Origin of the sequence: Bradyrhizobium sp. SZCCHNS3052 (assembly GCF_032484495.1) — a bacterium.
Lineage (GTDB): Bacteria > Pseudomonadota > Alphaproteobacteria > Rhizobiales > Xanthobacteraceae > Bradyrhizobium.
The window spans coordinates 474,436-487,266 of sequence record NZ_JAUETB010000003.1 but is presented as its reverse complement, the minus strand read 5'-3'; the positions used below and the strand labels follow the sequence as shown (position 1 = coordinate 487,266).

Genomic DNA, 12,831 nt, shown 5'->3' with positions numbered 1-12,831 from the left:
CGATTGTTTGAATCTATTGGAAAGTTGTTATTCGAGAGTGCAGTGCAGTAGCGCATTTCGACTTTTTCCATCCGCCGGCTCTTGCAGCCTGCGCCCATCGGCATCATTGTCTGGCCGCATTGCGGGACGATCTGGCGTCTGGATGTGCGATGCGTCCAACCTTTGATTCCTCGAACTCGAAATCGGCCGGATGTACAAGCTCTATTCGATGCAGCGGTCAGGCAACAGCTACAAGGTCCGCCTTGCGCTCGCGCTTCTGAACGCGCCCTATCAGGCGATCGAGATCGACATCCTGCGCGGCGAGAGCCGCACGCCGGATTTTCTCGCCAAGAATCCCAGCGGCCAGGTGCCGCTGCTGGAGGTCGGCGAGGACCGCTTCATCGCCGAATCGAACGCGATCCTCTGGTATGTCGCCGGCGGCACGCCGCTGGTGCCGGAGCAGCGCATCGAGCGCGCCGAAGCGCTGCAGTGGATGTTCTTCGAGCAGCATGCGCTGGAGCCGAACATCGGCGCCGCCTATTTCTGGCTGCTGCTGGTCAAGGGCGGGCGCGACCTGCAGACACATGCGCTCGAGGACTGGATGGAGCGCGGCTACGCCGCGCTCCAGGTGATGGAGAATCATCTCAAGAGCAACGACTACTTTGCCGCGAAGCAGCTGACGGTCGCCGACATCGCGCTCTACGGCTACACCCACGTCGCCGATCGCTGCGACTTCGACCTGTCGACCTTCCCGAAGATCCGCAACTGGCTGCGCCGCGTCGAACAGACACCCGGTTTCGTCGCGATGGATTGGCAGCCGGCGCTGATCGATTCGGCCGGCATCGCCGCCGACTACGGGTGAGGCATTCACCGTAAGACTACGGACCGTCCGTAGAACAGCGGGGAAAATACACGCTTCGGCGGGAACAAACACCGCCAGCGCCATGTTCCTGCCTTTTTTTCCGATTTGCCGCCGCAATCCTGCCCAGCGCGACCTTAGAATTTACCTCTGCGAGTGATTCGCTCGCGGATGTATGGGTAAGGGATTTCGACTTCATGTCCGGGTGGCGTCTTGCTTCCGTTCCGAGGTTCAGTTGGGTCCGCGGCCATGCGTCGCCGCAGGAGTCGAACCACCGTAGAGGGCTCCGTACGCCCGTCAGCGGCTTTCACGACCACGCAACGCTCACCCTTTCGCCCAGCCTGACCACCGCCGTGGTCGCAACGATCGCGGCCAGCACGCTCTCGTTGGGTGTCAGCGTCACCATCGCGGTGGTGTCGATCCGCGCCGTCTTGTCGATGCCCGCTTAACAGGAAGCCATTTTGACAACCCTTCGCGGTTTTCGCGACAACAGGCGATGATTGTCTCGCGCACAAAATGGCGATGAAATCAACGGTCGTAATCGTTGCCGTGACCCTGGCACTCGCGATCCTGCTGGCGGCGTCACTGCTGATCCTGATCGAGCGGCGGGGCGAGCTCTCGCTCTCGCCGCTGACCGAGGAAGATCGGTCCGTCTATGTCGAGCTGGTACGGCCGCCCGCCGCCGAACCGGTGCAGCCCGTCCCGGATTGATCGCCAACGCGGCTGCGCGTATCGAAGGTCCGTCGAGATTCAAACGGACGGCGAAGCCTTCATGCACGAAGCACTCACTGTGCGCGCCATCGCGCGCGACGACCATGATCACTGGCTGCCGCTCTGGGACGGCTACAATGCCTTCTACGGCCGTTCGGGGCCGACGGCGCTGCCGGCCGAGGTGACCGCGATGACATGGTCGCGCTTCTTCGATGCCGACGAGCCGGTCCATGCCCTGGTCGCCGAGAGCGGTGGCGAGTTGATCGGCCTGGCGCACTACCTGTTTCATCGCGCCACCACCACGATCGGGCCGCTCTGCTATCTCAACGACCTGTTCACGAGCGAGGCCGCCCGCGGCAAGGGCGTCGGACGGGCGCTGATCGAGGCGGTCTACCGCGAAGCGCGTCAGGCCGGTGCGCCGCGGGTCTATTGGCAGACGCACGAGACCAACACCACGGCACAGGCGCTCTACGACAAGATCGCCGAGCGCTCGGGCTTCATCGTCTACCGCAAGGCGCTGTGAACGGGCGGTGTCACGCCGCCGTCACGGGGCAGGCCTACGCTCCATCGAGCGCCTGATCATCCCCCGTCACCGGTCACGCGTTTCAGCGGTCCCCGTCAGTCGCCGTCTCTGACCGGGGCCGCATTTTTTTGTCTGGCCTTGGTCGTTGGACGTGGCGCGTCTCACGCTACGTTGGTCGTCGTGTTCTGCTGCTTCAATGGGACCTGCTGAGAAGCCTTCGCCTGCGCGACTTCGACGCACATTCTGACAGCCTCACCCATGCTCGCCGCGACCAGATCGGCCTTGGTGGCTTCCTGCAGCACCTTCGCGGCCTCCTGATCGACGTCGGCCGCGCAGCAGACCAACATCACTCTTGCCTTGGGGAGTCGTCGCTTCAAGCGACGAACGGAGTAGCGCATATGTGCAACGCCGGAATTGCCGATATAGATCAGGCAGGCAATCGCAACACCTGCGGGCTCGAGCTTGATGACGTTCGCCGTCGAGAGCGCCTCCGCTCCTGAGACCTTCGCGCCCAACCCGTGCACCGACGACAGTTGCGCGAGAATCACCGCCGCCGCTTCGTCGATCGGGGTTCGCCCGGCCACGCACAGGACCGGCTGCTCGCTCCGCCATCCTTCGGCGAGATTGTCCTTGCTGAGGATGGGTATCGTGTCGATTGCCCCACTGCTGGCCGAGCTGTCGACGGCCGATGCAGCTTCCGGATCGCTGGTGGTCTCGCGTTTCGCCAGCGGACCATCATTTTGATCGGAAAGATCGGCGGTCAACTCGGCGACGGCGTCACGGATCGTTGCAAGGCGATCATAGGCGAGCGCCCCTCGGTCGGCGTCGGCTTGGGCCAATTGCAGTCCCTTCACCGCGACCTCGTCGCAATAGGCAATCAACGAGCGCTCCTTCAAGAACTCCTCTGCCTTCTCGGCCGCTTCCGTCGGATCGTTCGCAAGCATGCGCTGGTAGAAGATCTCGGGAGGAGACAGCGCTGGACGATCACCGAACATGACGTCGAGGAACTCCAGGCGCTCCACATGTCGTCCGATGACGACCAGGCAGACCGTCAGCGGCGTCGCGAGCACCAACCCGATTGGGCCCCACAGCGCGGTCCAGAACGCGGCTGAAACGACCACCGCCACGGGGGACAGGCCCGTGCTGCGCCCATAGACCATCGGTTCGATGACGTGGCCGAGCAACGGCTCGACCACGAGAAACAGGGCCAAGGTCCAAATCAGCATCGACCAGCCAGGGTCGACCGCTGCCGCCAGAGCAAGCGGAAACGCCGCGGCGATGACGGCGCCGATATAGGGCACGAACCGAAGCGCTGCGGCGAGGATCCCCCAAAGGAGGGCGCTGGGGATGCCGATGAACCACAAGCCGACGCCGATCACGACGCCGAATCCGCCGTTCAGGGCGAGCTGGGTGAGGAACAGCCGGCTGAGCCTGTAAGCCGCATCATCGAGCGCCGCCGTGGTGCGCTGCAGGTCGGATGAGCCCGCAAGGCGAATGAGCCGATTCCGCAGGTCCTCGCGTTGAAGCAATATGAAGATCACGAAGATGATGATGATGCCGGTCGTCGCCAGCGGATGAATGAGCGGCGAAATCAGCGTGCGGAGACTGTCTAGCGCTCCGGGATCGGGCTGCCGGACCTCCACCGGGATCGGGGTCACAGGGACTGAGGAATTCGTTCGCAGTCCGCTCGGCGGCCGAGCCGCTTCCGGCTCATTCGGTTTGTCGAGTTCCTTGCCCAGATCCTTGAGCATGTCCGATGCACGCTCGAGCGTCCCTCTGCCGGCTTTGGTGTCGCGGAACGACTGGATCTTGTTGCTCATCGTCGATTGATAGTTCGGCAGCTCACTGGCAAGCTGGGTGAGCTGGGTGGCGAGCAGGCTGCCCAGTGTAAAGATCACGACGAATGCGAGAACGACCACGCTGACGACGGCCAGTCCGCGCGGGGCACGAAGCCGCTGCAGTTGCGCGACCAATGGCGCCAATACGAAGCTGAGCAGGATGGCCAGGGCCACGGGGACCAGGATATCGCGACCGAAATACAGCAGCGCGATGATGATGACCGCAAAAATGGCGACGGCCAGCGCGCTGATCAGCCCGAGAACTTCCTCTGGGGTGCGGACCTTGAGCGGCTGTCTGATGATCATCGAATCTCTCTCCGAACGAGGAAGGGCGGCGCGCGTCGCTCAAGCGGTCAGGCTGTCAACGTCGACGAAGGTGGCGCGTTGCAACGGAGGGAAGCTTCTGACGATGTCGCCGGCGCCGGTGGTCATATGCCGGAAGGTTCGTCCTCGATCCGAGCAACCATCCGGGCCTTCGCTAGAACAGAACGACCGAGGGCGCTGGCTGGCGCTGCCCGCCCTGCCGGACATTCGGCTTCCTGTTTCAGACACGCGATAACAGCCTCGTGAGGCTCCAGTTCCCGAGAGCGCCTGAGGTCGCATGCGCGTCTGCCGACGGCGACGACTGGTCAGCGTCGGCACACCGTCGCATCTCCGCGACTCAGCCGGAGCTTCACTGGGGCGTCGTCCTTGTTGATGTCAGCAGGTTCGGCGGTACGGCTTGCCCGGCGAGGCCCGGCGCGAGCAGCTTCCGAGGGCGCACGACCGGCGACCGTCCGGGTCCTGTCGGCCGCCGTGTCGTTCAGCGCAAATCAAGCGTCCGCTCGGCCGTGCTCAGCCAAGACGGGCCGCGGAGACGGATCTCGTCTGAATGGTGGACTCTGTCCTTGTCCTACGTCTTGCTGCCCACCGTTTGGCGGACCTCGAACCCCTCGAACTGCGGCGGGCCGAGATAGTGCACCTTGGTGTCGCCGGCCCGGTGGTGCGCGGCGCGGAAGGCTTCGGACCTGGTCCAGTCCTCGAACGCAGCTTTCGACGCCCAGATCGTGTGCGAGGCATACAGCGTATGGTCCTCCGCTTCCGGTCCCTTCAACAAGTGAAACTCGACGAAGCCCGGTACCTTGTCGAGATGGCTGTCGCGCGACAGCCAGACCTGCTCGAAGGCGGCCTCCGAGCCCTTGGCGACGCGAAAACGATTCATGGCGATGAACATGCTGATCTCCTGAGGGGTGAATGCCGCAGGTCGAGGAGTAGCAGACTTCGCGGTGCAATGCGCCAGCGGCGGTGGCCGCTGATGCCGCGATGTGGAATGCTTCAGAGCCCCGATCAGGACAGGGCGCAAGCGAGCCCTAGGCCACGAGCCCCTTGATCGGCTTCACGGCCGCGCTGTCCGGAAACACCGCGCCGCCGAGCGCGTGCTCGCCGATGCCGAGATGATCGGCGAGTACGCCCTTGAACACCGCGCGCAGATCCGTCGTCGGCGCAAGATCGCGTCCCTGGTAGAGGCTCGCCATCTTCAGCGTCGGCCAGTCGGCGATCACCCGCCCGCCCTTCACCGCGCCGCCGGCGAGCAGCGCAATCGTCCCGGTGCCATGATCGGTCCCCTGGGTGCCGTTGATCTTCGCCGTGCGCCCGAACTCGGTTGCGACCACCACGACCGTATCCCGCCAGCGCGGGCCAAGACCGCTCTCGAACTCGGCGAGCGCGCCGTCGAGGCCCGACAGGAGCTGCGCCAGCCGGCCGATTGCGCCGCCTTCATTGGCATGCGTATCCCAGCCGTCGAAGGCCAGCGCCGCGATGCGCGGACCATCATCCGCCGCGATCAGCTTCGCCGCGCCGCGCGCGACCTGGCGCATCGCCGCGATCTGGTTGCCGCCCGGCTTGGGCTTCATGTCGTCACCGAACGCGACCTTCTCGAGCTTCAGCCCTTGCGACAGCGCAGCCGCCAATGCGGGATCGCGATGCGCATAGAGGTCGACCAGCCGCGTCGCGGTGTCGTCATCGGCCTGCGGCAAGGTTACCGGCGCCCAGCCGACGGTGGGCGCTGCGCCGCGCAGCACCAGCGGTGCCGTCGGACCGACCGCGAGCGCGCCCGTGACGCGGGGGCCGCGCGGCAGCGCCTCGACTGCGCGGTTCAGCCAGCCCGATTGCACGCGGCCGGGACCGGCGAAGCCGCTTTCGAGCACGTCCTGGCCATCGAAATGCGAGCGCTCGCGATATGGTGTCGCGACCGCGTGAACCACGGCAGCCTGCTTGTCACGATACATGCGCGCGAATTCCGGCATCGACGGATGCAGCGCAAAGAACGAGTCGAGCGGCAGCGCCGGAGTTGGTCCCGTCGTCGTCAGCGCGATCGCGCCATGCAGTCCGGCGTAGTCGGGATCGCCGACCGGCGCGACGGTGGCGAGACCATCGAGCGCGCCGCGCAGGATTACGACGATCAGCCGCGGATCGCGCTGGTCGGCGGCGCGGGCGAATTTCGGCAAATAGCCCCACGCGGCGAATGACGCGCCTGCCAGCAGCAAGTGGCGTCGCGAGGTCGACAGCGAGGTCGCGATCCGGTCCATCGTCATCTCCTCTGGAATTCCGGCGACATCAGCAGCAGCGCCAGCGCCTGCTGGCGCGACTCCGCGCGCTCGATGGTGCGGCGTGTCTCGGTCGACGCAGCATCGCCGGCGACGAGCTCGAGCAGCTCGCGCGGATCGAGATTGTTGCCGAGTCGGCCGCCGAGCTGCGACGAGATGTCCAGCCGCAGCTTCATGCCCTCCGGCGCGGCCCACACCGCATTGGTATCAGCGAATCCGTTTGGTCCCGCGGGCGTCCACAACGGCTGGCCCAGCGTGTTCAGGGAAGTGAGATAGAAGCCGGGATCCTCCGGCACGCGCGCCAGCAGCCGGCCGCCGGCGACCAGGAACTCATAGGGCGAGCGGATCTTGGTGAGCGGCGCCGACCAGGCATCGTCGGAGTCCACCAGCGCCAAGGTCAGCGCCTTGAGGTCGCCATCGCTCCTCCTGAACACGGCTTCGAGTCGCGCGACGAGCGCGGGCGGCGGATCGTCGGCAATGAAATGGCGTGCGAGCTTGGCGGCGATGAACTTCGCGGTCGACGGATGCCGCGCGATGTCCGCGAGCGCCGCTTCGCCCTGGGCGAGGCCATCATCCGCATAGACCTTGCCGAGCAACGTCTGCGGCCCCGGCTGATGCGCATTGGCATTGAACACGAAGCTGCCGGGCGCCGCGTTGCGGGCGTTGCGGCCGGCGAAGCTCCAGCCGGTGATGATGCGCGCCAGCGAGGTCACGTCCTCCTGGCTGTAGCCGCCGCCGACACCCAGCGTGTGCAGCTCCATGATCTCGCGCGCGAGATTCTCGTTGAGGCCGCGCTTGCGGTTCTGGCCGGCACGTGAGTCCGGTCCGAGCGATTCCTGGTTGTCGAGAAAGAACAGCATCGCCGGATGCTGCTCGACCGCCTTCAGCATGTCGACGAAGCGCCCGAGCACGTGCGGCCGGATCGCCTCGCGCTCGAACGCACCGGCCCACATCCGCGCCAACTCGCCCTTGCCGGCGGAGATGCAGAAATGATTCGACCAGAACGCCACCAGCCGCTCGGTGAAGCCGCAGTCGGCGAGCACCGCGCGCTGCAGCCGCGCCAGCGCTTCGGCACGGAACGTCTTCTGGACGACGTTGGGCGGCTGCTGGGCTTGCGCGGGCTTTGCCGGCGCTCCCTGCATCGCGGGTGCGGGGTCGGCACCGGCCGCTGGGGCCGCCGAGGGCGTTGCGGCCATGGCTTTGTCCGCGCCGTTCGTGGACAGGCCGCGCGTGGGGCTGGACTGCTCCTGCGGCGCAGCCTCCGACTTCGCGGCCTCGCGGGCCCGCTTGACCTCGTCCTGATAGGCGAAGACGGCAGCGGCGAGTGCTGCCGTCGGCTGCAGACCCGGGGCCTCCAGCAGCGCTCCATCGGGACGGCCGAGCTCGGCCTTGACGAAGCCGCGCGGGTCCGACGCCGCATTGACGAGATCGCCCGAGGCACCGCCACGCGCGCCGAAGCCGAAGCGATTCAATGCGACAAGAGCCGATCGAGCATCACGCGCCATGCCACATCCTCGAGCCCGTCATCGCGGGAGCTCCCGAAACGCTGTGTTGCCGCGACCGCAGACTGCGATGGCGCGGCAGATTGTCACGCACTATACTTGCCCCTGCAGATGAACCGGACATGAAAAGGGGCTGGTCGGACGTGGTTCCGAAGGTGACAAATCGTTTAGCGGACATGACCGCGCGGCAGCTCATCTGCGAGTCGTGCGGCACGGCGTTCAGCTGCGATCCGGGCGGCTCCTGCTGGTGCTTCGACGAGACCGTGCGCCTGCCGCTGCCCAAGACCGGACAAAGCAATTTCAAGGACTGCCTGTGCGCCAACTGCCTCAAGAGACTGGCCGGCAAACCGGAGCCGGGCTCGTGACGCGCTGGCACGTCGAAGCCGTCCTGCTCGACATGGATGGCACGCTGCTCGACACCGAGAAGGTCTATCTCGAAGCTGCGATCGCGGCACTGAATGCGCTCGGCTACAGCGACGGCGTCGTCGAGCTCTGTCACGCGATGATCGGCATTCCCGGACCCGACAACGAGCAGACCCTGCGCGACCATTTCGGCGACGATTTTCCGCTGGCCGAAGTCAACCGCCTGTTCGCGGCCAAGACGGTCGAGATCCTGCAGGCGGGCATGCCGCTGAAGCCTGGCGTCATCGCGCTGCTCGATGCGATCGACGCGGTCGGCCTGCCCAAGGCCGTCGTCACCTCGTCCTCGCGCCGCACGGCCGCGGAGCATCTCCGCCTCGCCCGCATCGATCACCGCTTCGATGCGGTCCTGACGCGCGACGACGTGGCCCGCGCCAAACCGCATCCGGACCTCTATCTGCTTGCCGCGGAACGGCTGCGGACGCACGCGCCGGCCTGCGTCGCGATCGAGGATTCCAATCCCGGCGTCGCCTCCGCGCACGCCGCCGGCGCGATCACCTTGATGGTGCCGGACATCGTGCCGCCGAACGATCATTCGCGGGCGAATGCGGCGGCCGTGCTGCCGGATCTCGATGCCGCCATCGCGCTGCTCGCGCGCCGTTCGGTGTTGCCCCTCAGGACGTGACGTCACCTCGGCAGGCTGTGAATCGCCGTGCAGCCTTCTCATGAGCCATTTTCTTCAAACGCGGCCGAACACGGTCACGATCGGTTCACGTCGTTGCGCGCCGTCCGCAGTCCTATCGGATGCATTAACCCGCACGCACTACCGTGCAGGCGTTGGCGGATGGGCTTATTTCATGTTGCGATTCATTGGCGCCGCGGGTGCGGCATTTTTGGCTGCGTTCGCAGGTATGAGTTGGGCGGTCAGGGGATTTCCGCTTCCGGATGGACCGTGGCGGGGCATGATGCGGACAGCTTCGATTGAAACGGTCTCGAACCTTGCTGCGCCGGCGCCGGGGGGCGTGGCTGTCGTGGCTCCCCTATCCCCCACGGTCGACATGACCTTCGGCGGCCCGGAGGCAAAGGAGTTCGACCGCAAGGCGTGGCTCGCGCAGCACACCTCGCAGAGCGACAAGAATCCCAAGCTCGACGCGTTGCGGATGGACGCATTGCAGGCCGCGACGGCCTACAAGCTGTCGCCGTGCGACCAGACCATGAAGCAGAACCTGGTGGACGCACTGACGGCCTACACCCGCGCCTATGTTGCCAAGCTGGATTGCAAGCGGCAGTTCTGGGGCGCAAAGATCTGCACCGACAAATCGCTCCAGGAGGCGGCCGACAGCGTCGGCACGCCGCTCGATCAGCGCGTGAAGGAGGCGTTGTTCGAAGCCTTCGAGGAAAAGGGGATCACCAAGGCGGACTTTCCGGCCGACGTGCGCGAGGAGGTCCCGCAATTCGCCGGACCCGCCTTCTGGTCCGACGAGTCGGCGGTGTGCCGGACGCGGCAGGCGCAACGGGACCGGCGATAGCAAACGAGCGCTGCCATGAACCGGCTGATCTTCATCATTGCGGCCATCGTCGTCTGGCAGGTTGGCGGACGCCTGTTCCTGACCGAAGCGCCGACCGCGGCGGCGTTTCCGCCCGTCACCGGCGCGGAGTTTCAGGACCACGAGAAATACACCGAGGACGCCCGGCGTTCGCAGCGCGAAGACGCGCTGAAGTCGCTCGACCTCGCCTGGAGCGACCGCTGCGGCGCCAAGCGCGACAGCTTCATCAGCGGCCTCAACCACTACTACTATCACCGGCAGAACCAGAACGAGCGCTATCCCGAGACCTATGGTCCGGCCGGCGCCGCCTATATCGCGGGCGTATGGACCACCGCCGAGGATCGAAGGATCGAACGGCTCACCCAGGAAGCCTACGCCGCCGGCTACATCAAGCCATCCGATTTCGACGGCATGGCGAGCCGGATGGTCGCGACGATCGTTCGCGGCGAGCAGGTCAGGGGACGCGGCTGCGCCGGCTGACGGTGCTGCGGGAAGCATATCGCCTTCCCTTTGGCAGCGCCGCTGCGACCAGCGTCCGTGCCGCCGCGCCCGCGGTTTCCATGTAGCTGGCGTCCCGATGCAGCAGCACGACCGCGAACGCGCCGTCGAGCAGCAACAGCATCTGCCGCGCGAGCCCGCCTGCTTCGGCAATTCCCTGCTCCTCGAAGACCGCCTGCAGCCAGGCCTCGAACTTCTTCTTGTGGGCGGCGCCGATCCTGATCGCGGGATGGCCGGGCAGATTGGCGAGCTCCGCGGTGGTGCGCAGGAAGCCGCAGCCGCGCCATTTCGGATGTCGCGCGGCGCGCGCGAGCTGGTTGAAGATCCCGGCGATCTTGTCGGGCAGCCTGCCCTCGGTCTCGTCGAACCAGCGCTTGAACAGCGTCAGGTTCGGTTGGTCGCGCGCGGCAAGATAGGCCGCGACCAGATCGTCCTTGCTGCGGAAATGATAGTACAGCGTCTTCTTGGTAACCCCGGCCTTCTCCGCCACCGCGTCGACGCTGACGGCGCGGATGCCCTCGGCATAGAACAGCCTGCTCGCGGCGGCGACGATGCGGGCGGGCGTGGGATCGGAGGAACGGGGCATGGCGGCGCTCGGTCAATGTATACTGACCAGTGAATATACCTCGGCTGCCGCCGCGCCTAGTCTTCGCCTGCTCCAACCGCCAGCCAGCGAGATACCATGACCGACCTCATCCTGCTCGACATCTCCGACCGCATCGCCGTGATCACGCTGAACCGGCCGCAGCGGCTGAACGCGCTCAGCTATGCGCTGATCGATCGATTGATGGCCGCGCTCGACCGCATCGAGACCGATGCCGGCGTCAGGGCCGTGGTCCTCACCGGTGCGGGACAACGCGCCTTCTCGGCCGGCGCCGACATCGACGAATTCACCGCAAGCGTCCGCCAGGGGCGCGCTGCCGCGCTGCGCGACTTCGTCCGGCGTGGCCAGGCGATGACGGCGCGGCTGGAGGCGTTCCGCAAGCCGGTCATCGCCGCCGTCAACGGGCTCGCCTTCGGCGGCGGCTGCGAGATCACCGAGGCCGTGCATCTTGCGGTCGCGAGCGAGCGCGCCAGCTTCGCCAAGCCCGAGATCAGGCTCGGCATGCCGCCGACCTTCGGCGGCACGCAGCGGCTGCCGCGGCTGGTCGGCCGCAAGCGCGGACTCGAACTGCTGCTGACCGGCGATTCTTTCCCGGCGCCGCGCGCGCTGGAGATCGGCCTCGTCAACGCCGTCGTGCCGCATGACGAGCTCTTGCCGGCGGCGCGCGCGCTGGCCCAGCGCATCATCCGCCACGGGCCGGACACCGTCGCCGGCATCATCACCGCCGCGACGCGCGGGCTCAACATGGCGATCGGCGAAGGGCTCCAGGTCGAGAGCGAACAGTTCGCGAGCCTCGTCGGCAGCCGCGATCTCGCGGACGGGCTGGCGGCCTGGCGCGAGCGCCGGCCGCCGCGTTGCTAGACCGGGTGGCCCGGCGACTTGCGCGCCAGCCCATCGAACGCATCGAGCAGCCGCTCGCGCCAGGCATGGACGCTGTCGCTCTCCTCGAGCAGCCGGAACGGGCTCACCACCCGCGCCCATTGGAACCCGCCGAACACGATGTAGTCGGCATAGTCGGGCGTATCGCCGCCGATGAAGGCCTGCGTCTTCAGGGTCTGCCGCAGCGGCTCCAGCGACCTGCGGAAGCCGATGACCGCCTGGTCGCGCGAGGCCATGACCTCTTCGAGGCTCTTGCCGAACCGCGCCTCGCGCGATTTGCGGAAATAGTCGGCATCCTCGGCGGCGAGGTTCTTCGGAATGTCGGCGATGATCAGCGGAAAGATGCCGCCGACGATGGCGATGTCGCCCCAGGCATTGAGGAAGCGCGCCATGGCGCGGCCGCCGGCGCCGCCGAACAGCGACGGCCGGTCCGGATAGGCGTCCTCGAGGTAGTTGGCGATCGCCCAGGAATCGGCCACCGCGCGGTCGCCGTCGAGCATGACCGGCACCTTCTCCGAGCCATGCGGCGCGATCGCGCTCTTCTCGGTGAAGCGCCACGGAATCGTATCAGCGCTCAGCCCCTTGTGCGCCAGCGCCATCCGCGTGCGCCAGCAAAAGGGGCTGAACGGGCGGCCCGCATCGGTCCCGACGAGTTCATACAGTTTCACGGCCATTCCCGGTCCTTCCTCCAAGTCCGGACCGTTCTAGCGCACGACGCGGCCGTTGTCGCGCAGCAGCCGCGCACCGGCATCGGTGACGATGATGAAGAGGCCGGCGCCCGTGATCGCCTCGCGCGTGACATAGCCCAGATCGGCGGCATCCTCCCACACCGTCAGGCGCGGGCAGCTCGTCCGCCAGGTCGCCACCACTTCGGCATGGCTGCGCGGCGCGCGCGCGACCCATTCGACGAAGTCCAGCACCAGGGGGTCTGCCGATACGGCCATGC

Annotated in this window: 15 protein-coding genes; 8 read left to right on the top strand and 7 right to left on the bottom strand. The window is 66.5% G+C overall.

Features of this window, described 5'->3' with window-relative positions:
• The first annotated feature begins 190 nt into the window (after positions 1-190).
• From QX073_RS13820 to QX073_RS13810, 3 genes are all read left to right on the top strand, one after another.
• Positions 191-841, top strand: coding sequence for a glutathione S-transferase family protein (locus QX073_RS13820; protein ID WP_315714112.1), 651 nt, complete (start codon positions 191-193; stop codon positions 839-841).
• A 513-nt stretch (positions 842-1,354) separates the two neighbouring features.
• Complete coding sequence (locus tag QX073_RS13815) at positions 1,355-1,549, top strand: hypothetical protein (RefSeq protein ID WP_315714111.1); 195 nt, start codon at positions 1,355-1,357, stop codon at positions 1,547-1,549.
• A gap of 61 nt (positions 1,550-1,610) precedes the next feature.
• Positions 1,611-2,072, top strand: coding sequence for a GNAT family N-acetyltransferase (locus QX073_RS13810; protein WP_315750064.1), 462 nt, complete (start codon positions 1,611-1,613; stop codon positions 2,070-2,072).
• Positions 2,073-2,233: 161 nt separating this feature from the next.
• Here the strand turns inward: QX073_RS13810 and QX073_RS13805 are convergent, their stop codons facing one another.
• From QX073_RS13805 to QX073_RS13790, 4 genes are all read right to left on the bottom strand, one after another.
• Positions 2,234-4,216: an AI-2E family transporter gene (locus tag QX073_RS13805; RefSeq protein ID WP_315750063.1), complete on the bottom strand. Its 1,983-nt coding sequence runs from the start codon at positions 4,214-4,216 to the stop codon at positions 2,234-2,236.
• A 586-nt stretch (positions 4,217-4,802) separates the two neighbouring features.
• On the bottom strand, positions 4,803-5,123 hold the full coding sequence (locus QX073_RS13800; protein WP_315714107.1) for an antibiotic biosynthesis monooxygenase: 321 nt from the start codon (positions 5,121-5,123) through the stop codon (positions 4,803-4,805).
• A 136-nt stretch (positions 5,124-5,259) separates the two neighbouring features.
• The gene (locus QX073_RS13795) at positions 5,260-6,483 is read right to left on the bottom strand and encodes a DUF1501 domain-containing protein (protein ID WP_315714106.1); all 1,224 of its coding nucleotides are present in this window, start codon (positions 6,481-6,483) and stop codon (positions 5,260-5,262) included.
• Positions 6,480-8,000, bottom strand: a complete 1,521-nt coding sequence (locus QX073_RS13790; RefSeq protein WP_316225884.1) for a DUF1800 family protein — start codon at positions 7,998-8,000, stop codon at positions 6,480-6,482. Before QX073_RS13790 ends, QX073_RS13795 begins: the two co-directional genes overlap by 4 nt.
• Positions 8,001-8,140: 140 nt before the next feature.
• Between QX073_RS13790 and QX073_RS13785 the strand changes: the two genes are divergently transcribed.
• Genes QX073_RS13785 through QX073_RS13770 form a run of 4 tightly spaced genes read left to right on the top strand, consistent with a single transcriptional unit; the run spans position 8,141 to position 10,384 of the window.
• A complete protein-coding gene (locus QX073_RS13785; RefSeq protein ID WP_315714381.1) occupies positions 8,141-8,362 on the top strand; it encodes a cysteine-rich CWC family protein in 222 nt (73 codons plus the stop codon).
• Entirely contained in the window at positions 8,359-9,042 is a 684-nt protein-coding gene (locus tag QX073_RS13780; RefSeq protein WP_316166511.1) for an HAD family phosphatase, read from the top strand. Before QX073_RS13785 ends, QX073_RS13780 begins: the two co-directional genes overlap by 4 nt.
• A gap of 40 nt (positions 9,043-9,082) precedes the next feature.
• Complete coding sequence (locus QX073_RS13775; protein ID WP_316225883.1) at positions 9,083-9,886, top strand: hypothetical protein; 804 nt, start codon at positions 9,083-9,085, stop codon at positions 9,884-9,886.
• 15 nt (positions 9,887-9,901) lie between these two features.
• Positions 9,902-10,384, top strand: coding sequence for a hypothetical protein (locus QX073_RS13770; RefSeq protein ID WP_315750057.1), 483 nt, complete (start codon positions 9,902-9,904; stop codon positions 10,382-10,384).
• Here QX073_RS13770 and QX073_RS13765 read toward each other — a convergent pair.
• On the bottom strand, positions 10,359-10,988 hold the full coding sequence (locus QX073_RS13765) for a helix-turn-helix domain-containing protein (protein WP_316225882.1): 630 nt from the start codon (positions 10,986-10,988) through the stop codon (positions 10,359-10,361). The genes QX073_RS13770 and QX073_RS13765 overlap by 26 nt on opposite strands.
• Before the next feature lie 96 nt (positions 10,989-11,084).
• Here QX073_RS13765 and QX073_RS13760 point away from each other — a divergent pair, with 96 nt between their 5' ends.
• A complete protein-coding gene (locus QX073_RS13760) occupies positions 11,085-11,867 on the top strand; it encodes a crotonase/enoyl-CoA hydratase family protein (protein ID WP_316225881.1) in 783 nt (260 codons plus the stop codon).
• Here the strand turns inward: QX073_RS13760 and QX073_RS13755 are convergent.
• Complete coding sequence (locus QX073_RS13755; protein WP_315714099.1) at positions 11,864-12,559, bottom strand: glutathione S-transferase family protein; 696 nt, start codon at positions 12,557-12,559, stop codon at positions 11,864-11,866. The two genes, QX073_RS13760 and QX073_RS13755, sit on opposite strands and share 4 nt — an antisense overlap.
• A 30-nt stretch (positions 12,560-12,589) precedes the next feature.
• The gene (locus QX073_RS13750; protein WP_315714098.1) at positions 12,590-12,829 is read right to left on the bottom strand and encodes a hypothetical protein; all 240 of its coding nucleotides are present in this window, start codon (positions 12,827-12,829) and stop codon (positions 12,590-12,592) included.
• Between the last annotated feature and the right edge of the window lie 2 nt (positions 12,830-12,831).